This window comes from Enterobacter sp. V89_11 (genome assembly GCF_029967775.1).
GTDB lineage: Bacteria > Pseudomonadota > Gammaproteobacteria > Enterobacterales > Enterobacteriaceae > Enterobacter > Enterobacter ludwigii.
Window position 1 is genome coordinate 71,994 of record NZ_JASCAN010000008.1, and the last position, 20,620, is coordinate 92,613.

Below are 20,620 nucleotides of genomic sequence, written 5' to 3' on the forward strand. Positions count from 1 at the left end.
AACCTTTAGCCACTGTAGCACGTGATTATTGCAAAACCAGTGCGCTACTGCGCATTACTCTTTAACGATAAATGCGTAAGCCATAAACGGGTATCGAACTCCAGCTGGTGGTACTGCGGCTCCATATGGCAGCACAGGGAGTAGAAGGCCTTGTCGTGCTCTTTTTCCTTCAGGTGTGCCAGCTCATGCACCACGATCATCCGCAAGAACGCTTCCGGCGCGTGACGAAACACGGTGGCAACGCGGATCTCCGCTTTCGCTTTGAGCTTGCCGCCCTGAACACGGGAAACGGCAGTGTGCAGGCCGAGCGCGTTTTTCAGCACATGGATCTTGTTGTCGTACATCACCTTATTGATGGGGGGCGCGCTCTTCAGATAGGTGTTTTTCAGATCCTGGGTATACTGCCAGAGCGCCTTATCGGTCGCGAAGTCATGCGTACCCGGATAGCGTTTTTCCAGCACCGCGCCCAGCTTTTGCTCGGCAATTAAGCTGCGAACCTGAGAAAGTAAGTTCTCCGGGTAGCCCTGGAGATAAGTTAGTTGGTTCATCAACGCCCCAATTTGACAATAAAACGGGTATACTCACGCACCCTTTTCAGGGATAACGCCGAAATTTTACCACTCAGGAGGGCCGATGAGCCACTTAGACAACGGTTTCCGTTCACTCAACCTTAAACGTTTCCCGGAAACGGACGACGTTAACCCGCTTCAGGCGTGGGAAGCGGCGGATGAATATCTGCTGCAACAGTTGGATGACACTGAAATCAGCGGCCCGGTTTTGATCCTGAATGACGCGTTTGGCGCGCTGGGCTGTGCTCTGGCAGAACACACGCCTTACAGCATCGGTGATTCCTACTTGAGCGAGCTGGCGACGCGGGAAAACCTGCGTCACAACGACATCGACGAATCCAGCGTTAAGTTCCTCGACAGCACCGCGGACTACCCGCAGGCGCCGGGCGTGGTGCTGATCAAAGTGCCGAAAACAATGGCGCTGCTGGAACAACAATTGCGCGCACTGCGCAACGTCGTAACCCCACAAACGCGTATTATCGCGGGGGCCAAGGCGCGTGATATCCATACCTCAACGCTGGAACTGTTCGAGAAAGTGCTCGGCCCAACCACCACGACGCTGGCCTGGAAAAAAGCGCGTCTCATTAACTGTACTTTCAGTGCCCCGGAACTGGCCGACGCGCCAGAAACCCTGAGCTGGACGCTGGAAGGCACTGACTGGACAATCCATAACCACGCAAATGTCTTCTCCCGCACCGGCCTTGATATCGGGGCGCGTTTCTTTATTGAAAATCTGCCGGATAACCTGGAAGGCGAAATCGTCGATCTGGGCTGTGGTAACGGTGTGATTGGCCTGACGCTGCTGGCGAAGAACCCTGACGCGAGCGTAGTATTTAGTGATGAGTCGCCGATGGCGGTGGCCTCCAGTCGTCTGAACGTTGAAACCAACATGCCGGACGCGCTGGATCGCTGCGAGTTTATGATTAACAACGCGCTGTCGGGCGTTGAGCCGTTCCGCTTCAATGCCGTGTTCTGTAATCCCCCGTTCCACCAGAAACACGCCCTGACGGATAACGTCGCCTGGGAGATGTTCCACCACGCACGCCGCTGCCTGAAAATTAACGGCGAGCTGTATATCGTGGCGAACCGTCACCTGGACTACTTCCACAAGCTGAAGAAGATCTTCGGTAACTGCACCACGGTTGCCACCAACAACAAGTTCGTGGTGCTGAAATCCGTCAAGCTGGGTCGCCGCCGCTAACGCGGGGCGCTGAGTTTACACCGGCCTGCCTCGCGTGCAGGCCCGGTGAGCGTTGCGTCACTCAGAGACTCAATGCCAGCGTTGTGCCCTGCGCAATGGCGCGTCGCGCATCCAGCTCCATCGCCACGTCGCATCCGCCGATCAGGTGCACCGTTTTTCCCGCCTCACGCAGCGGATCCACCAGATCGCGCTTCGGCTCCTGACCCGCACACAAAATCACATGATCCACCTGCAGCAGCTGCGGCTCACCGCCGATCAGCACGTGCAGCCCCGCATCATCGATCTTCTGATAGCTCACCGACGGTATCATCTTCACCCCGCGAGAGAGCAGGGTTGCGCGATGGATCCAGCCCGTGGTTTTGCCCAGGCCTTCACCGGGTTTGCTGGCTTTACGCTGCAGCATGACGATCTGACGCGGGCTTTTCGGCAGCTGTGGTCCTTCCGGTCGCAAGCCGCCGGACTGGTTAAGGCTGGTGTCGATACCCCATTCCACGCAGAAGTCGGCAATGTTCTGGCTGGTGGGTTCGCCGGGCTGACTTAAGTACATCGCGGTATCGAACCCGATCCCGCCGCAGCCGATGATCGCCACTTTTGCCCCCACCGGCGCTTTGTCACGCAAAACGTCCAGATAGCTCAGGACTTTCGGATGATTGATGCCCTCGATCGCAGGCCTGCGTGGTGCGATCCCGCTCGCCAGGATCACCTCATCGTACTCCATTACATCCGCCGGATTTACAAACTGGTTGAGGCGAAGATCCACGCCCGTCAGGTCGATCATTCGGCGGTAATAGCGCAGGGTTTCGTAAAATTCTTCTTTGCCCGGGATCTGTTTGGCGATATTGAACTGCCCGCCAATCTCAGCGGCGGCATCGAATAACGTCACGCTGTGGCCGCGCGAGGCGGCATTCACCGCAAACGCCAGACCCGCCGGGCCGGCACCGACCACGGCCAGGCGTTTTTTATGCACCGCCGGGAAAATCGGCATTTTGGTTTCGTGGCAGGCGCGGGGGTTGACCAGACACGAAGTGACCTTGCCAACAAAAATCTGATCCAGACAGGCCTGATTACAGCCGATGCAGGTGTTAATCTCATCTGCACGCCCGCTCTGCGCTTTGGAAAGCAGCTCGGCATCTGCAAGGAACGGACGCGCCATGGAGACCATGTCGGCATCACCGGCGGCGATCACATTTTCCGCCACCTGCGGGTCGTTAATGCGGTTAGTGGTCACCAGCGGGACAGACACTTTCCCTTTCAGCTTGCGCGTGACCCAGCTGAACGCCGCGCGTGGCACCGGCGTGGCGATAGTCGGAATACGCGCCTCGTGCCAGCCGATGCCGGTATTGATGATGGTCGCGCCGGCGGCTTCAATCGCCTGCGCCAGCTGCACGGTTTCGTCGAACGTCCCGCCGCCTTCCACCAGGTCGAGCATCGACAGGCGGTAGATAATAATAAAATCCGCCCCGGCACGTTCACGCACGGCGCGCACCACTTCCACTGCAAAGCGCATGCGGCGCGCGTAATCGCCACCCCACTCATCGTCGCGCTGGTTTGTGCGGGCCGCGAGGAATTCGTTGATCAGGTAGCCTTCCGAGCCCATCACCTCAACACCGTCATAGCCCGCTTCACGCGCCAGCGCTGCACAGCGGGCGAAGTCGTCAATCAGCGTCAGGATCTCATCGTGGCTGAGGGCATGGGGCGTAAAGCGGTTAATCGGGGCCTGAATGGCCGACGGTGCGACCAGATTCGGTTGATAGCTGTAACGCCCGGTGTGCAGGATCTGCAGGGCAATTTTCCCCCCCTCCCGGTGAACGGCGTCAGTGACCACGCGATGATGCGGCAGCTGGCTGGCGTCGTTCAGCACCGCACCGCCTTCCATCCCCACGCCAGAAGGCGCAGGAGCCACCCCGCCGGTAACAATCAGCGCCACCCCGTGACGTGCACGCTCGGCATAGAAGGCCGCCAGACGTTCGGCCCCGTCCGGATGTTCTTCAAGCCCGGTATGCATTGAGCCCATCAGCACGCGGTTTTTAAGGGTGGTGAACCCCAGATCGAGGGGGGTAAATAACGACGGGTAGTGGCTCATAGTCTCTTCCAGTGTAAAATTATTGTTATGTGGTCGGATGAGTTACTAATTTAGCCAGCGATGAGTAAAAGGGAAAAGGGGAATGCGGCGATTGTGATGGGATTCAAATATTGGTGTGGCCTGACCCCCTCTCCCTGAGGGAGAGGGGGCGTTATAGCTCTCAGGGAGAGGGGGCACGCACTAAACCCGGTGCCTGCCACATCGATGTCGTCAGTCCGCTGTCCACCAGCCCAAGCTGGTCGGCATAAACGGCCTGCCACTTCTGCATCATACCGTCGTACAACTCCCGGTGCGCCGGGTTTGGCGTGAACTCGCGGCTCCATTTCACCAGCCGTTCGCCTGTCGCCGCCATATCCGAAAACAGCCCGGCTCCTGTTCCGGCAGCAATCGCGCAGCCCAGCGCTGTCGCCTCTTTCACTTGCGGGACGCGCACCGGCAGACCGGTCACGTCGCTTAAAATCTGGCTCCACAACGCGCCTTTCGAGCCACCGCCTGCAAACACCAGACCGTCGAACGTTACCCCTGAGAACCGTGAGATCTGCGTCAGATTACACGCCGAGACAATCGCCGCGTTCTCTTCCAGCGCACGGAACAGCGTGGCTTTGTTGCATTTTTCCGGGTCGATGGAGAGGTTAATAAACGACGGCGCGGCGTGATACCACTGCTTGAAGTGCATAGCATCTGAGAAGATCGGCATAACACCGTGTGAACCGGCGGGCACGCGGCTGGCCATCTCCTCAAGCAGGGAGTAAGTGTCCATTCCCATCCGCTCCGCGATGAGTTTCTCTTCCGCGCAGAAGGCGTCACGGAACCAGCGCATGGTCAGGCCGGTAAAGAAGCTGATCGACTCCGCCTGCGCCATGCCGGGGATCACATGCGGATTCACGCGGATGTTCATCTCCGGGTCGGTGCGTACCTGCGGCAGGTTGACCACCTGCTGCCAGAAGGTACCGCCCAGCACGGCCGTTTGCCCGGCCCGCACGACGCCTAACCCAAGACAGCCAAGCTGCACGTCGCCACCGCCCATCACCACCGGCGTGCCTTCGCGCAGGCCGCTCTGCTGTGCGGCATCTTTGGTGATCGTACCGAGCACGGTACCGGTCTCCTTCACCGGAGAGAGGATATCGGCACGCAGCCCGGCCATGTCGAGCAGCGCCGGACGCCAGTCGCGGGAGAAGAGATCCAGCATACCGGTAGTCCCGGCATTGGACGGATCAACGGCCAGCTCGCCGGACAGTTTTGCCGCCAGCCAGTCGCTTATCATGGTGATCGTGGCGGCTTTGCGGTAGATGTCCGGACGATGGTGCGCCAGCCACAGCAGGCGCGGCATGGCGCTCAGGGCCAGGGTTTGGCCAGAGACGTCATACACTTCGGATTCAAAACGGTAGTCGTGGATCTCTTTGAGTTCGGCTACCTCGCGGCTGGCGCGGGCATCGACGTTGGCGCACGCCCAGATGGCGTGGCCATTGCGGTCATACAGCACGATCCCCTCGCGCATTGAGCAGCAGGCCACGGACTGGATATCCGCTGCGCTCAGGCGGGCGCGCTCCAGCGCCTGATGAATACACTGGCAGGTGAGTCGCCAGTTAATGTCGAGATCAAACTCCATCGAGCCCGGCACATTCTCCACGCTCAGGTGTTTCCACTCGGCCTGGCCAACGGCAACCTGGTTGCCCTGCAAATCGAAAATTACGGCGCGAACGCTGCCTGTCCCTGCATCTAACGCTAAAAGGTAACTCATGAGCATGCCTCGTGTCAGGCGCAGGACAGGCTCTTAGCTCGCCAGAGCCAGCACCGCGCGGGCTGTCGTCTCCTCCGTCACCAGGCCATTAATACGGCGGCCTTTGAGTGCGGCATAAATCGCATCGGCTTTCTCTTCACCTCCGGCCACGCCAACGATGGTGGGCAACTGCGCCAGTTCATCGAGCGTGACGCCCAGTAATTCCCGGTGGATCTCCAGCTCGTGCACGCATTCCCCTTCGGCGTTCAGGAAATAGCCGAGGATATCGCCCACCGCCCCTTTACGGGCGTACATCAGCTGTTCACCTTCGCTGATATAGCCGGAGCGCAATATGGTGGCGTCCCGGCGCTGGTTCACCGAACCAATGCCTACCACCGCCACATCGGCCGCGGCGGCGGCGAGGATCACGTCCCGCACGCTGGATTCGCGTTTTAGGATCCCGGCCACTTCGGCGGAGGAAACGCGAAGCGGGGCGGGGATCATGCTGACGCTGCAGGCGGCATCAAGCTGACCGATGCCCGTCATATACGGCCCAACACCGCCGGAGAGCGTCACCAGGCGGATCTGCTGCGAGCTGATAAAACCGCTTAAGTGCTGCAGGCTGCTCATGGTGGTTTCACCAAATCCCACCGCCAGCAGCTGGCCGGGCTCCAGCACGCCCATCAGCGATTGTGCCGCACCAATGCCCAGCCGGACATTCATGGGCGGGGTATTCAGGGCCGGCAACACGCGAACCAGCTTGAGCCCGAAGCGTTGCTGCAGCTCGGTTTCCAGCGCCAGACACCCCTCATAACGGGAGTTGATCTGCACGCGGATCACCCCGGACTGGCGTCCTTTCTCCAGCAGACGCGAGATCTTCAGGCGCGGCAGTCCGAGCCGCTCGCCGATGTCATTCTGGGTTAATCCGTCGTGGTAGTAGCACCAGGCGACGCGGGCAACCAGCTCTTCTTCCGCCAGTGCCAGCCCGGCAAAACGACCTTCTTCCGCAGTGCGTTTATCGCTCATAATTGAACTCTTATAAAAATTTAGATCATATGTTCGTGATCGCGCAGAAAGAAAGTGTGAACCACGCGACAAAACAGATCTTTTAGATTGATTTGTGTCTGTGTGGATCTTAATCGATAAATTTGTGATCCCTGCACGGTTCTAAATATAGTTCACCGTCTACGCTTTTGAACATTATTAAATCTAAAAATCATTTGTTCAATAGCGGAGCGATAATGACGCCACTTATCGAAGCACGTGATATCAGCAAGCAGTTCTCCGGCGTACCGGTCCTGAAAGGTATTCATTTCACGCTGCTTGCGGGTCAGGTGCATGCGCTGATGGGCGGTAACGGCGCGGGAAAATCAACGCTGATGAAAATCATCGCCGGGGTGGAAACGCCGGACAGCGGTGAACTTTCGGTTGACGGCCACGCGTTTGCGCGGCTTTCGCCCGCGCAGGCCCACAGGCTGGGGATTTATCTGGTGCCGCAGGAACCCCTGCTTTTCCCCAACCTGACGGTGCGGGAAAACATCCTTTTCCGCCTGCCGCGTGAGGCCGGTATGGGGGAACGGCTGGCGGAGAAACTCCAGCAGCTGCAGTGTCAGCTCAATCTTGATGCCACCGCCAGCACCCTTGAAGTGGCGGATCAACAGATGGTGGAGATCCTGCGCGGCCTGATGCGTAACGCGAAGATCCTGATCCTTGATGAACCCACGGCGTCGCTCACCCCGGGGGAAACCGAACGGCTGTTCCGCCAGATCCGCGCGTTGCAGGCGCTGGGCGTCGGCATTGTTTTTATCTCGCACAAATTACCGGAGATCCGCCAGCTGGCGAGCCACGTCTCGGTAATGCGCGACGGCGCGATCGTGCTCAGCGGTGAAACTGCACAGTTTGACGATAACGCCCTGATTGCGGCCATGACGCCGGTGAGCCGCGAAAAAGGATTAAGTGATGCACAAAAACTGTGGCTGGCGCTGCCGGGCAATCGCCGCACGCAGCCGCAGGATTTCCCGGTGCTGCGGGTGGAAGAGCTTACCGGTGAGGGATTTATCGATCTCAGCATGGAAATCTATGCCGGGGAAATAGTTGGCCTCGCCGGGCTGGTCGGCTCCGGGCGCACCGAATTTGCGGAAACGCTGTATGGGCTGCGCCCGGTGCGCGGTGGACGAGTCTGGCTGGAAAATCAGGAAATAACCGGCGAACCCGTGGCGGCACGGCTGGAGAAAGGGCTGGTCTACCTGCCAGAGGACCGACAGGTTTCCGGCTTGTTCCTGGATGCGCCGATTCGCTGGAACACCGTGGCGCTGAATGAGCCCTCGGTCTGGCAGCAGCGCAAACGGGAGTCGGCGGTGGTGGAGCGCTATCACCGGGCGCTGGGGATCAAGCTTAACCATGCGGATCAAACCGTGCGCACGCTTTCCGGCGGCAACCAGCAGAAGGTGTTGCTGGCGCGCTGTCTGGAGGCGAACCCGCTGCTGTTGATCGTCGATGAACCGACACGCGGAGTGGATGTGTCGGCGCGGGCCGATATCTATCAGCTCATCAAAAGCGTGGCGGCGCAGAACGTGGCGGTGCTGATGATCTCAAGCGATCTGGATGAGTTCCCCGGGCTTGCCGATCGCGTGCTGGTGATGCACCAGGGCGTGCTGAGCGGCGAGTTGTCCCGGCACGCGGTCAGTCTCGACAGAATGATGGCGCTGGCATTCGGAGGGCAGTCATGAAGACCTTACTGAAAAATCGCGAACTGAGCGCGTTCATCGCCATTCTGGCGTTGTTCGCGGTGCTGGTGGGGCTCAATCCGGCCTATTTCAGCCTGCAAACGCTGGGGATGATCTTCGCCAGTTCGCAAATCCTGATCCTGCTGGCGCTCGGCGCCGCGCTGGTGATGTTGACCCGCAATATTGATGTTTCCGTCGGCTCTACCGTCGGGCTGTCTGCCATTGCCGTGGGGGTGGCTCTGAACAGCGGCTACACCCTGCCGGTATCGATCCTCTTTGCGCTGTCGATTGGCGCACTGGCGGGAGCATTTAACGGTTTTCTGGTGGTGGGGCTGCGTATTCCGGCAATTGTGGCCACCCTCGGCACGCTGGGCCTCTATCGCGGGGCGATGCTGCTGTGGACGGGAGGAAAGTGGATTGAAGGGCTACCGCCGAGCCTGAAATCGCTCTCTGAACCTGCCGCTATGGGTATTTCACCGCTCGGAATGGGCGTGGTGTTTTTAGCCGCGGTCGGCGCATGGACGTTGTCGCGCACCGCCTTCGGACGCGATTTCTACGCCGTGGGCGACAACCTTGCCGCCGCACGCCAGTTGGGCGTGGCGGTGAACCGGACGCGAATGATCGCTTTTACGCTGAACGGCATGCTGGCCGCGTGTGCGGGGATTGTCTTCGCTTCGCAGATTGGCTTTGTACCAAACCAGACCGGCAGCGGGCTGGAGATGAAAGCCATTGCCGCCTGCGTACTCGGGGGGATCTCTCTGCTGGGCGGTACCGGGACGCTTATTGGCGCCTTACTGGGGGCTTTTTTCCTGACTCAAATCGACACCGTGCTGGTGCTGTTCAGGCTGCCCGCGTGGTGGAATGACTTTATCGCCGGGCTGGTGCTGCTCGGTGTGCTGGTGCTCGACGGGCGTTTACGCCAGGCGCTGGCCCGGCATCAGCGCGCACTTAAGTACAGCCGCTTCCAGCCCGGTAACAAAGGGGGGAAGCATGTCACCCCGTTTACGAAACACAAAAAAGAGGTGGCGTAAATGAAGCTTAACTGGGAAAGCGCGCTGCTGATATTACTGGTGCTGGAAATCCTGCTCTTTGGGGCCATCAATCCGCGCATGCTCGATATCAACATGCTGCTGTTCAGCACCAGCGATTTTATCTGCATTGGCATTGTGGCGCTGCCGCTCACCCTGGTGATCATCAGCGGCGGCATTGATATTTCCCTCGGTTCGACCATCGGCCTGTGTGCCATCGCGCTGGGGGTGATGATGCAGGCGGGTTGGCCGATGGCGCTGGCGATACCGTTGACGCTGCTGCTCGGCCTGCTGTGCGGTCTGGTCAACGCTGCGCTGATCCACTACACCGGCATCAGCCCACTGGTTATCACCCTCGGCACGCTCTATCTCTACGGCGGTGGCGCACTGCTGCTCTCCGGCATGGCGGGGGCGACCGGTTACGAAGGCATCGGTGGCTTCCCGGACAGCTTTACCGCGTTCGCTAACCTCACGTTCCTGGGGTTGCCAATCCCGCTGGTGCTGTTCGCCGTGATTACCGTCTTCTTCTGGCTGATTACCCATCGCGGACGCTTTGGCCGCCATCTGTTTTTGATTGGGCAGAACCCGCGCGCGGCGCGCTATGCGGCGCTCTCGGTCAACGGGATGCCCTACGCCCTGTATGGCCTGGTGGGCGTCGCTTCGGCCATTGCTGCGCTGGTGATGGTCTCCTATTTCGGTTCGGCGCGTTCGGATTTGGGACGCGATTTACTGATGCCTGCACTGACCGCAGCGGTCCTCGGCGGCGCCAATATCTATGGCGGTTCGGGGTCGGTAATCGGTACGGCCCTGGCGGCGTTGCTGGTGGGGTATCTGCAGCAGGGTTTACAGATGGTCGGCATCCCCAACCAGGTGTCGAGCGCGCTGTCAGGGGCGCTGTTGGTTGTGGTGGTGATGGGACGTTCACTGAGTTTGCACCGTGAATGGGTGCGCTCTCTCCTCACAAAACATACCCGGAGCGTAAGATGAAAACAAAACTGATAGTCCTGGCGATGGCACTCAGCTTCGCGTCGGCACAGGCCGCGGACCGCATCGCCTTTATCCCCAAGCTGGTGGGCGTTGGCTTCTTTACCAGCGGCGGCAATGGCGCGAAAGAGGCGGGTAAAGATCTCGGCGTGGACGTCACCTACGACGGCCCGACCGAGCCCAGCGTCTCAGGCCAGGTGCAGCTTATCAATAACTTCGTTAACCAGGGCTATAACGCCATTATCGTTTCGGCGGTGTCGCCGGATGGCCTCTGCCCGGCGCTGAAGCGCGCGATGCAGCGTGGCGTCAAAGTACTGACCTGGGACTCCGACACCAAACCGGAATGCCGCAGCATCTACATCAACCAGGGCACCCCGGCGCAGCTCGGCGGCCTGCTGGTCGACATGGCCGGTAAACAGGTCACCAAACCGAATGCCAAAGTGGCGTTCTTTTACTCCAGCCCGACCGTTACCGACCAGAACCAGTGGGTGAAAGAGGCGAAGGCCAAAATCGAGAAAGATCATCCGCAGTGGCAGGTCGTGACCACGCAGTTTGGCTATAACGATGCCACCAAATCGCTACAAACCGGCGAGGGGATCTTAAAAGCGTATCCGGATCTGGATGCGATCATCGCCCCGGATGCCAACGCCCTGCCGGCGGCGGCGCAGGCGGCGGAAAACCTGAAGCGAGAAGGGGTGGCGATTGTCGGCTTCAGCACGCCTAACGTGATGCGTCCGTACGTAGAGCGCGGCACGGTGAAAGCCTTCGGCCTGTGGGATGTGGTGCAACAGGGCAAAATTGCGGTCAATGTCGCCGATCGGTTGTTGAAAAAAGGCGATCTTAACGTTGGCGACAGCGTGGAGGTGAAAGATATCGGTACGCTGAAGGTCGAGCCGAACAGCGTGCAGGGCTACCAGTATGAAGCGAAGGGCAACGGCATTGTGCTGCTGCCGGAGCGGGTGGTGTTTACCAAAGAGAACATCAACAAATACGATTTCTGACGGGGGAGCAAATGGCTGATTTAGACGACATCAAAGACGGCAAAGATTTTGGCATCGGCACACCGCAGCAGAACGTGCCGTTTACCCTGAAGGGATGCGGCTCGCTGGACTGGGGAATGCAGTCCAGGCTGGCGCGCATCTTCAACCCAAAAAGCAACCGCACGGTGATGCTGGCCTTTGATCACGGCTATTTCCAGGGACCGACGACCGGCCTTGAGCGTATCGATCTCTCTATCGCCCCGCTGTTTGGGGAAACCGACGTGCTGATGTGCACCCGCGGTATTTTGCGCAGCCAGGTGCCTGTCGCCACCAATAAACCCGTCGTGTTGCGCGCCTCTGGCGGCAATTCGATTTTAGGAGAACTTTCCAACGAGTGCGTGGCGGTGGCGATGGAAGATGCGCTGCGCCTGAACGTCTGCGCGGTGGCGGCGCAGGTGTACATCGGCAGTGAGTTTGAACATCAGTCGATCAACAACATCATCAAACTGGTGGATGCCGGTGCGCGCTATGGCATGCCGACCCTGGCGGTAACGGGCGTTGGCAAAGAGATGGCGCGCGACGCGCGGTATTTCTCGCTTGCCAGCCGTATCGCGGCCGAGATGGGGGCGCAGTTCGTCAAAACCTATTATGTCGACGAAGGGTTTGAAAAAGTAACCGCCAGCTGCCCGGTGCCGATCGTGATTGCCGGAGGCAAAAAGCTGCCGGAGCACGACGCGCTGGAGATGTGCTGGCGGGCGATTGACCAGGGGGCGTCCGGGGTGGACATGGGTCGCAATATCTTCCAGTCCAGCGCCCCGCTGGCCATGCTGAAAGCGGTGAAAAAAGTGGTACATGAGAACATGAGCGCGCGGGACGCGTTCCAGTTCTGGCAGGAAGAGAAACAGGGAGAAGCAAAATGAACGTGACATTAGTGGAAATCAACATCAAACCCGAGCGGGTCGATGAGTTTCTGGAGGTGTTTCGCGCTAACCACGAAGGGGCGATTCAGGAGCCGGGCAATCTGCGCTTTGATGTTTTACAGGATCCGCGCGTGAAAACCCGGTTCTTTATCTACGAAGCCTACAAGGATGAAGAGGCGGTGCTGGCGCACAAGAAAACCCCGCACTATCTGGCCTGCGTGGATAAGCTTGAGGACCTGATGTCAGAGCCGCGCAAAAAACGCAGTTTTGTCGGGTTGTTGCCGGCGTAACAGACCGCCGGGTAGCGCTTACGCTAGCCCGGCGATGCTCAGGCGAGGGCCAGTTCCGCCAGGATCGCTGCCAGCGTTTCGCGCGGTTTCCCGCTCAGTGACGCAAGCGGGAACGGCAGTGCAGGCGCGGCCACTTTCCCTGACATTTCTGCTGCTGCGGCCATCACCCGCAAACTGCCGTACTGGCGGAACAGTGCCCACAGCGGCGCCAGCCGGTCAGAGGCTGCGGTGTCTTTGGATCGTGCAATCGCCAGTGCCGTCTGCGGATAGAGCCCTGCGATAACCGAATACCAGACATCGAACCCGGCCTGCAGGGCTGACGCCGCCCGCCAGTCGCCACTGATGCCCAGGGTGACGTTTTCAGGAAGACGGGCACGCATGTGGGCGATATTGTCCGGTGTGCGCCCGAGCTTGACGGATTTGACGTTCGGTAGCGCCGCCACGGCATACAGCAAATCGTCGTTAAACTCGAACCCGGTGGTGGCCGGGTTGTCGTAAATGCACAGCGGAACAGAGATCCGGTGGGTCACCGTCTCATACAGGGTAAACACTTCCTCTGCCGTCAGGCGCTGGTACGACACGGGGGCCAGTAACACCCCGCGGGCGCCAGCGTTTTGCGCCTCATCCGCCAGACGGAGAATATCGTCGAGGCGAAGCGCGCCAATACTTACGCTCACCGGAATGTTGTCGGCATGCGCCACGGCACAGCGGGTGATATGCGTGCGCTCTTCAGGCGTCAGATACGCGTAACTGCCCGTCGAACCGAGGATCCCCAGTGAATCGACACCGGCATCCACCAGCGGGCGCAGCAACTGCACAAACGCCTGCTCATCAAATTTCCCCTCTCGCAATGGCGTCAGAGGGAATGCGCTTAACCCGTGAAACATCCGCTTATCCTTTTAGAGTTCAATCAGTTGAAGGTGAGCAGTGGAGCCCGGCATCAGTCGCTGCAGGTTGCTGACTAACTCATCGCCAGCCTCCTGCAACGCCGATAACGGCATCGACGGCAGACTTTCGAGAATAAACCACATGTGTTGCGCCTGGCTATCGAGACGTGTACGCACGCCCTGGCGCCAGTTCCAGCGACGGCAGGTGACGCCAATATCATCGCGCCAGATAACTTCGCCCGCATCCGGGTATTCGATAACCGGCTGGCCCTCTTTCAGGGTATCAAACGGTTCATTACCTTCGGCAAGCGTCAGACGCGGTGCGCCTGCATAAGCGGCAAGGTTCTCACCCCCGACGGGAATGGCGTAACGAATGCTGATGGCATTGTAAATATCGACCACTGGATCGAGCGGGGGCAGTGCGCCCTCTTTCAGCACTCGCTTACGCAGGGCCGATGCCGAGCAGGGCGTGCGTTTCGGTTTCGTACCAAACGCTCTGAACACGTCATCCCAGGCGCTGAGGTGCGCTTCCGCCCAGGCGACATCATCAGTGAGGACCTGCTGGCAGGCCTGTGCCAGCGCGGCAGAGGCCACGTCCGGCTGGGTTATCGGGGCGGCTTCAACCAGAATGCTCAGCGCCCGAAAGCCGGGGGCAATCCCGGTAAGACGCGGGTCTATTGACGGCGTAACGAGAGACATAAATAATCCTGTATTGACTGTTTTATACTATGGTAGTGACCAATGACTGATAAAGTCAATATAATGACCGATTCGGGTGCCGATATCGCCCAGGTAAGCCTGGCCGTCGCCACCCGCATTCGCAACTGGCGCAAAGAGAAAAAACTGTCGCTGGATGAGCTTTCACGCCGCGCCAGCGTCAGCAAAGGCATGCTGGTGGAGATTGAAAAAGGGGCGGCGAATCCCAGCATTGCCATTCTCTGCAAGCTGGCTGCCGCGCTGGGCGTTTCGGTGGCGGATATCGTTAACGTCTCCAGCGAGCCGCGGGTGCACGTCATAGAAGAAGCGGCGATCCCGGTTCTGTGGCAGGGCCCACAGGGCGGATATGCCCGGCTGCTCGCGGGCACGTCTGGCCCGGATATGATTGAACTCTGGCAGTGGGTGATGCATCCGGGGGAGCGTTTTACCTCGCCGGGGCATCCGGCGGGAACGTTTGAGCTGCTGCATGTTACTGAGGGAGGATTGACCCTGACGGTGGAAGAGACGGTGACGCAGGTGGCGGCAGGCGCTTCGGCGGTGGCGAAAACGGAAGCGGCACACGGCTACGCGAATGAGGGCGAAAATGTGTTGCGGTTTACCATGACGGTGGCGGAGTTTCACCGCTAAAAACGCCCCCTCCGTCAGGAGGGGGAGGGGATATCACGCTTCTTCCACGCTTACCCGCAGGGCTGCCAGCGCTTTACGCGCCGCTTTCAGCACCTGCTCACATTGTTCAACCGTCAGCGTCAGCGGCGGTTCAATGCGAATGGTCTTCGAGTTGTTGAGCGTTCCGGCAACCAGGACCCGCTGGCGGAACATCTCGCTCGCGAAGCTGTAGCCGATTTCGTTGTCGACAAACTCAATGGCCATCAGCAACCCTTTACCCCGCGCATCCTGTACCAGATCCGGATATTCCCGGCCCAGCTGGCGGAAACCGTCCAGCAGCATATCGCCTTTCTGTTCCGCCTGTGCAGGCAGGTTTTGATCCAGCAGCACGTTGATGGTCGCCAGCGCGGCCGCGCAGGCCAGCGGGTTACCGCCAAACGTAGTGGTGTGCAGGAACGGGTTGTCGAACAGCACCGAGAAGACCTCTTCGGTCGCCACCGTCGCGCCAATCGGCATCACGCCGCCGCCCAGCGCTTTTGCCAGACAGAGAATGTCCGGCTGGACGTTCTCATGCTCGCAGGCAAACATCTTGCCCGTACGCCCCATCCCGGTTTGGACTTCGTCGAGGATCAGCAGTGCGCCAAACTCATCGCACAACTGACGCACGGCAGGCAGATAGCCCTGCGGGGGCAGGATCACGCCGCCCTCACCCTGAATAGGCTCCAGGATCACCGCTGCCACGTCGTCGCCGGTTTTACGGCATTCGCTCAGCATGGTGCGCATAGCGCTAATGTCACCAAACGGCACGTGGCGGAAGCCCGGCAGCAGCGGCATAAACGGTTTGCGGAAGGTGGATTTGGCGGTAGCCGACAGTGCGCCCAGGGATTTTCCGTGGAACGCGCCGCTGGTGGCGATAAACGTGAATTTGCCGCGCGGCGACTGGTACGCTTTGGCGAGTTTAATCGCCGCTTCGACCGATTCCGTGCCGCTGTTGCTAAAGAAGCTGTACTTCAGTTTGCCGGGCGTTAAGGCCGCGAGCGTTTTCGCGAGCATAGCGCGAAGCGGATCGAGCAGTTCCTGGCTATGGAGAGGTTGTTTCGCAAGTTGATTCTGTACGGCGGAAACCACAACTGGATTACGGTGCCCCACGTTGAAAATTCCAAAACCACCCAGGCAATCTATAAACTCCTGTCCCTGGGTGTCGACAAGCGTATTAAGACTTCCCGCTTGCCACTCTACGGCTCCGTAATCCCCGCCGGCGGTAACAGATTTGCGATACTCCAAAAACCCTGGATTGACATGCTCTTTAAAGTAATCGATGACCTCTCGGTTAAGTTGTTTCATCTCCTCATGATCAAGCGTTCGCTTCTCAATGAGATTCAGTGCGTGCGCGGTACAGGCAAGAGCCGAGGCGCTGGAAGGTAACCTGTTCAAAATGTGCTCCCGGGGATCGCGTATCACATGATACTGGATTAAGTATTGCAGGGATTACGCCACTTCAGATGCCTTAACGAAAATCAGGATAAACACCAGGTTAACATTATGTTGCGCAAAATTTAATCATGCCGATATAACCGATACGGGATTTAGCGGTACGGCGGAAAAGGCCTGGGGAGGTGCGAACAAGAGGCCATTGCACTTATAGAGTGCAGACGCTGCGACTTAAGTGGGCGTTAACGCGTCATACTCTGCAGGTAATTTCTCTACGAAAGTATTTGAAATCAATGAATTATAAAATCTCACAAAAAGTGCGGTTTAAGTGAAATCTGCGATCTCTATCAACTTTAACAACTAAAGATAAATTCTTTACCGCCGAAAAAACATTAATCCACAAAATTAACATTCAAATAACCTGCAAGGGATGCTCACGATGTCCGCTCCAACCTTTGTCACCCAGAATGAATATCCTCTGGACGATGACACCACCTTAATGTCGACCACCGATATCCACAGTTACCTGACCCACGCCAACGACACCTTTGTGCAGGTGAGTGGCTATCAGCTTGATGAGCTGATGGGCCAGCCGCACAATCTGGTGCGCCACCCCGATATGCCAAAAGCGGCGTTTGCCGATATGTGGTACACCCTGCAAAAGGGAGAGCCGTGGAGCGGCATTGTCAAAAACCGACGTAAAAATGGCGACCACTACTGGGTGCGCGCCAACGCGGTGCCGATGGTGCGTCACGGGCAGGTGACGGGCTATATGTCGATTCGCACCAAAGCCACGGCAGAAGAGATTGCTGGCGTGGAGCCGCTCTATCGGGCTTTGAATGACGGGCGCTGCAAGAAACGTATTCATAAAGGACTGGTGGTAAGGAAAGGCTGGCTGGGGAAACTTCCGGCAATGCCGCTGCGCTGGCGCGTGCGCAGCGTGATGGCGGGGCTGTTTGCGGTGCTGGCTGCCACGCTGGTGGCCACCTCAGCGGGTGCGTACCCGCTGGCTGCCGCCGCGGTAGTCATGTTGCTGGGCACGCTGCTGTTCGAGCAGCAGATTGTTCGTCCGATCGAAAACGTGGCGCGTCAGGCGCTGAAAGTCGCCACCGGCGAGCGCAACAGCGTGCAGCACCTGAACCGCAGCGACGAGCTGGGGTTGACCCTGCGTGCGGTAGGGCAGCTGGGGCTGATGTGCCGCTGGTTGATTAACGATGTGTCAAGCCAGGTGGTGAGCGTGCGTGATGGCAGCGACAGGCTGGCAAAGGGGAATGAAGATCTGAACGATCGGACGCGTCAGACCGTGGCCAATGTGCAGCAGACCGTGGCGACAATGAACCAGATGGCCGCCTCCGTGCAGAGTAATTCAGAAACCGCCGCCGAAGTGGACAAGCTGTCAGTGGCCGCCAGCAGCGCGGCGACCAAAGGCGGAAACGCGATGCAGACGGTGGTGAAAACCATGGATGACATCGCGGATAGCACGCAGCGGATTGGCTCGATTACCTCCCTTATTAACGACATCGCGTTTCAGACCAATATTCTGGCGCTGAATGCGGCGGTGGAGGCGGCAAGAGCCGGTGAGCAGGGGAAAGGCTTTGCGGTTGTCGCCGGCGAAGTGCGCCATCTTGCCAGCCGTAGCGCCAGTGCAGCCAACGATATTCGCAAGCTGATTGATGCCAGCGCCAGCAAGGTGCAGTCCGGCTCTGATCAGGTTCATGCCGCCGGTCGTACAATGGATGATATCGTCGAGCAGGTGAAAAACGTGACGCAGCTTATCGCGCAGATCAGCCACTCGACCTCTGAACAGGCTACCGGCTTGTCAGAGCTCACCCGTGCGGTGGCCGAGCTGGACAGCATTACGCAGAAAAATGCCGATCTGGTTGAGGAAAGTGCCCACATATCCGCAATGGTGAAGCATCGCGCCGGGCGTCTTAAGGATGCGGTAACCGTGCTCCATTGAGCCAGTAAGGTTCCAGAAAGCCGTTTATTTCATCAGGAATAAGCGGCTTTATTTTTTCTGAATGTAATTATTAATGTCTTTTATTGTTAACTTTATATTAAGTAACTAAAGAAAGCACATCAGATATTTACCCCTGCCTAAGTCCGTTTTCCCCGATGCTATTTTGAAAATGCCTCATCAGAGGGTGACGTAACGATCGATTTGCGGATATTAATAGCCTGCACCTATCCATTATCGTGGTTATGAAATAAAAAAACGATCAAAGTCATAAAGTTAGCGGTTTCGTTACCGATAACGGTGATCGTCTGAGAAATAATCACATCGATGGAGAAAATATGTTCTTACATGACGTAAAGATCGGCACGAAATTATTTCTGGCGTTTGGATTCTTTATTGTCCTGATGGTGGTCAGTGCGAGTTTATCCTTGCTAAGCCTGAACCGGGCGAACAACGGAATGCAATCCATCATTACCCGTGATTATCCGACCACGGTAAAAGCGAACCAGTTAATCGACAACTTCCAGGAATTTATTGGCACTCAGCAGCTGATGTTACTGGATGAACAGGGAACGTATACAGCGCAGTCACAGCAGCGTCTTAAAGCGATCAGCGAACAGATTACGGTGATCCTCGGCGAGCTGAATACTGCGCTGCAGGATCCTGAATCACAGCGGGTTCTTGCTGAGATACGCGGTGTGCGTCAGCAGTATCTGGACTCGCGTTATCGCATTTTGCAGGCGGTGCAGAATAACGATCGGGCGGGCGCTATTCAGGAGATGATGACCAACACCCTGAAGCTACAGCAGGCCTATAAAGCCAACGTGCAGGCATTGATCGCGATTCAGAACCAGGAAATGCAAAGCGCAGGAGTGCAGGTCGAGGGCGATTTCAAATCGAACCGCCTGCTGCTGATCCTGATCACGCTCTTTAGCGTCGCGACCGGCAGCCTGATTGGCTGGTTTATCGTGCGCTCAATCACGCGTCCGCTGGGCGAGGCGGTGGATTTTGCAAAAGCCATTGCCGAAGGCGATCTGACCGGCAGCATCACGCCGCACGGTAAAGACGAAACCGGCCTGCTGCTGCATGCGCTGATGGAGATGAAAACGCGTCTGCTGGACATTGTGCAGCAGGTCCAGACCGGTTCGGAGAATATCTCGACTGCCGCCGCGCAGATTGTCGCGGGGAACCAGGATCTTGCCGCGCGCACTGAAGAGCAGGCCAGCTCTGTTGAACAGACCGCTGCCTCGATGGAGCAGATCACGGCGACGGTAAAAAACACCGCCTCACACACCGGAGAAGCAACTCACCTCTCGGCGGACGCCGCCATGGTGGTCAAAAACAATGGCGAGATGATGAAGCAGGTCACCAGCAAAATGCGCCTGATTAACGAGACCTCTAACCGGATGTCCGACATCATCGACCTGATCGATGCCATCGCTTTCCAGACCAACATTCTGGCGCTGAACGCGGCGGTGGAAGCAGCACGTGCGGGCGAGCACGGTCGTGGTTTTGCGGTGGTGGCAGGCGAAGTGCGTCAGCTTGCGCAGAAGAGTGCATCATCTGCCAGTGAAATTCGTCAGCTGATCGAAAGTTCTACCAGCCAGACGCAGGACGGGATGAACCTGGTCGAGAAAGCGAGCGAGTTGATTAACGGTATGGTCGGCAACGTGGAAGAGATGGACGTCATTCTGCGTGAGATCCGCCAGGCCAGCCATGAGCAGACGGAAGGGATCTCGCAGATTAACAGCGCGATCGGCCTGATTGATGCCACCACGCAGCAGAACTCCGCCCTGGTGGAGGAGTCTGTCGCGGCAGCAGCGTCCCTGAACGAACAGGCGATGCACCTGAAAGACCTTGTCCGCGTCTTCCGCGTGAGCGATCGCGTACTGGCTTAATCCAGCTGGGAGATCTCCAGCGCTGCGCGGTCGATCACGCCGATGATCTGCTTAAGCTGCGCATCGCTGAGTTCGCCCTGGTTCACCTTCAGGTCTAACACCGCTTTGAAGTTATCCAGAGCCCGCTTCATTTGCGGGTTTTTTCTCAGCTGGAAGCCGACGGAGCGCGCTTTGATACGCGCCTGAATTTGCGCCAGCTGCTCCTGATTTTCATCCAGCCACTGCTGACCGGCCACGGTAATCGCAATTCTCTTGCGGCCATTCTCTTCTTCGGTGATGGTGATATAGGTCTGATCCTGAAGGTAATCGAGGGTCGGGTAGATAACGCCAGGGCTTGGGGTGTAATTCCCCTGCGTCATGTTCTCGATCGCCTTGATCAACTCGTAGCCATGGCTCGCGTTGTGGGTCAGGATATCCAGTATCACCAGACGCAGATCGCCGTGACCAAAAAAGCGTGGTCGGCGTCCGCCGCCGTCGTGTTCGTTTCGCATACTCACCCCTTCAAATTGATATATCTAAACTATATCTTAGATATATTCAGATGCAATCTAAAAGATCTTGCATTCTTGCTGATTAGCAATCATTATCATTTAAAATTGATTTAGATATATCGTATTCACCTG

General features: G+C 58.0%; 18 protein-coding genes. 10 read left to right on the plus strand and 8 right to left on the minus strand.

What is annotated here, in order from left to right; translation table 11 throughout:
* Positions 1 to 44 precede the first annotated feature (44 nt).
* Positions 45 to 548, minus strand: a complete 504-nt coding sequence (locus QLG09_RS08310) for a M48 family metallopeptidase (RefSeq protein WP_025202954.1) — start codon at positions 546 to 548, stop codon at positions 45 to 47.
* A gap of 85 nt (positions 549 to 633) precedes the next feature.
* On the opposite strand from QLG09_RS08310, the gene rlmG reads away from it, so the two are divergent.
* Entirely contained in the window at positions 634 to 1,770 is a 1,137-nt protein-coding gene (gene rlmG, locus QLG09_RS08315; protein ID WP_014171718.1) for a 23S rRNA (guanine(1835)-N(2))-methyltransferase RlmG, read from the plus strand.
* A gap of 61 nt (positions 1,771 to 1,831) precedes the next feature.
* On the opposite strand, the gene QLG09_RS08320 is transcribed toward rlmG, so the two are convergent.
* From QLG09_RS08320 to lsrR, 3 genes are all read right to left on the minus strand, one after another.
* On the minus strand, positions 1,832 to 3,853 hold the full coding sequence (locus QLG09_RS08320; protein ID WP_282488824.1) for an NADPH-dependent 2,4-dienoyl-CoA reductase: 2,022 nt from the start codon (positions 3,851 to 3,853) through the stop codon (positions 1,832 to 1,834).
* A 160-nt stretch (positions 3,854 to 4,013) separates the two neighbouring features.
* A complete protein-coding gene (gene lsrK, locus QLG09_RS08325) occupies positions 4,014 to 5,594 on the minus strand; it encodes an autoinducer-2 kinase (RefSeq protein WP_049023337.1) in 1,581 nt (526 codons plus the stop codon).
* 33 nt (positions 5,595 to 5,627) lie between these two features.
* The gene (lsrR, locus tag QLG09_RS08330; protein ID WP_020883581.1) at positions 5,628 to 6,599 is read right to left on the minus strand and encodes a transcriptional regulator LsrR; all 972 of its coding nucleotides are present in this window, start codon (positions 6,597 to 6,599) and stop codon (positions 5,628 to 5,630) included.
* Positions 6,600 to 6,814: 215 nt separating this feature from the next.
* Between lsrR and lsrA the strand changes: the two genes are divergently transcribed.
* The 6 genes from lsrA to lsrG are packed head-to-tail and all read left to right on the plus strand — an operon-like array spanning position 6,815 to position 12,501.
* Complete coding sequence (lsrA, locus tag QLG09_RS08335) at positions 6,815 to 8,302, plus strand: autoinducer 2 ABC transporter ATP-binding protein LsrA (RefSeq protein WP_020883582.1); 1,488 nt, start codon at positions 6,815 to 6,817, stop codon at positions 8,300 to 8,302.
* The gene (lsrC, locus tag QLG09_RS08340; protein WP_020883583.1) at positions 8,299 to 9,330 is read left to right on the plus strand and encodes an autoinducer 2 ABC transporter permease LsrC; all 1,032 of its coding nucleotides are present in this window, start codon (positions 8,299 to 8,301) and stop codon (positions 9,328 to 9,330) included. The genes lsrA and lsrC overlap by 4 nt, the downstream gene beginning before the upstream one ends.
* The gene (gene lsrD, locus QLG09_RS08345; RefSeq protein ID WP_014171712.1) at positions 9,331 to 10,314 is read left to right on the plus strand and encodes an autoinducer 2 ABC transporter permease LsrD; all 984 of its coding nucleotides are present in this window, start codon (positions 9,331 to 9,333) and stop codon (positions 10,312 to 10,314) included.
* On the plus strand, positions 10,311 to 11,312 hold the full coding sequence (lsrB, locus tag QLG09_RS08350; protein ID WP_049023889.1) for an autoinducer 2 ABC transporter substrate-binding protein LsrB: 1,002 nt from the start codon (positions 10,311 to 10,313) through the stop codon (positions 11,310 to 11,312). Before lsrD ends, lsrB begins: the two co-directional genes overlap by 4 nt.
* Before the next feature lie 11 nt (positions 11,313 to 11,323).
* A complete protein-coding gene (gene lsrF / locus QLG09_RS08355; RefSeq protein ID WP_014171710.1) occupies positions 11,324 to 12,211 on the plus strand; it encodes a 3-hydroxy-5-phosphonooxypentane-2,4-dione thiolase in 888 nt (295 codons plus the stop codon).
* Positions 12,208 to 12,501 carry a (4S)-4-hydroxy-5-phosphonooxypentane-2,3-dione isomerase gene (gene lsrG, locus QLG09_RS08360; protein WP_020883586.1) on the plus strand — a complete coding sequence of 98 codons (294 nt, stop codon included), beginning with the start codon at positions 12,208 to 12,210 and terminating at the stop codon, positions 12,499 to 12,501. The genes lsrF and lsrG overlap by 4 nt, the downstream gene beginning before the upstream one ends.
* Positions 12,502 to 12,539: 38 nt before the next feature.
* Here lsrG and QLG09_RS08365 read toward each other — a convergent pair whose 3' ends face one another.
* Together QLG09_RS08365 and QLG09_RS08370 are read right to left on the minus strand one after the other, a co-directional pair.
* The gene (locus QLG09_RS08365) at positions 12,540 to 13,388 is read right to left on the minus strand and encodes a dihydrodipicolinate synthase family protein (RefSeq protein ID WP_049023888.1); all 849 of its coding nucleotides are present in this window, start codon (positions 13,386 to 13,388) and stop codon (positions 12,540 to 12,542) included.
* A 12-nt stretch (positions 13,389 to 13,400) separates the two neighbouring features.
* Positions 13,401 to 14,087 (minus strand): B3/4 domain-containing protein, encoded by a 687-nt coding sequence (locus tag QLG09_RS08370; protein ID WP_049023887.1) that lies wholly within the window; start codon positions 14,085 to 14,087, stop codon positions 13,401 to 13,403.
* A 42-nt stretch (positions 14,088 to 14,129) separates the two neighbouring features.
* Between QLG09_RS08370 and QLG09_RS08375 the strand changes: the two genes are divergently transcribed.
* On the plus strand, positions 14,130 to 14,732 hold the full coding sequence (locus QLG09_RS08375; protein WP_020883589.1) for a helix-turn-helix domain-containing protein: 603 nt from the start codon (positions 14,130 to 14,132) through the stop codon (positions 14,730 to 14,732).
* Between the two features lie 33 nt (positions 14,733 to 14,765).
* On the opposite strand, the gene ygjG is transcribed toward QLG09_RS08375, so the two are convergent.
* Entirely contained in the window at positions 14,766 to 16,145 is a 1,380-nt protein-coding gene (gene ygjG / locus QLG09_RS08380) for a putrescine aminotransferase (protein WP_020883590.1), read from the minus strand.
* A 436-nt stretch (positions 16,146 to 16,581) separates the two neighbouring features.
* Here ygjG and QLG09_RS08385 point away from each other — a divergent pair, with 436 nt between their 5' ends.
* Positions 16,582 to 18,102, plus strand: coding sequence for a PAS domain-containing methyl-accepting chemotaxis protein (locus QLG09_RS08385; protein WP_025202964.1), 1,521 nt, complete (start codon positions 16,582 to 16,584; stop codon positions 18,100 to 18,102).
* Positions 18,103 to 18,437: 335 nt separating this feature from the next.
* The gene (locus QLG09_RS08390) at positions 18,438 to 19,997 is read left to right on the plus strand and encodes a methyl-accepting chemotaxis protein (protein WP_040018791.1); all 1,560 of its coding nucleotides are present in this window, start codon (positions 18,438 to 18,440) and stop codon (positions 19,995 to 19,997) included.
* Here QLG09_RS08390 and QLG09_RS08395 read toward each other — a convergent pair.
* Positions 19,994 to 20,488, minus strand: coding sequence for a PadR family transcriptional regulator (locus QLG09_RS08395; protein ID WP_032679005.1), 495 nt, complete (start codon positions 20,486 to 20,488; stop codon positions 19,994 to 19,996). The genes QLG09_RS08390 and QLG09_RS08395 overlap by 4 nt on opposite strands.
* Positions 20,489 to 20,620: the final 132 nt, after the last annotated feature.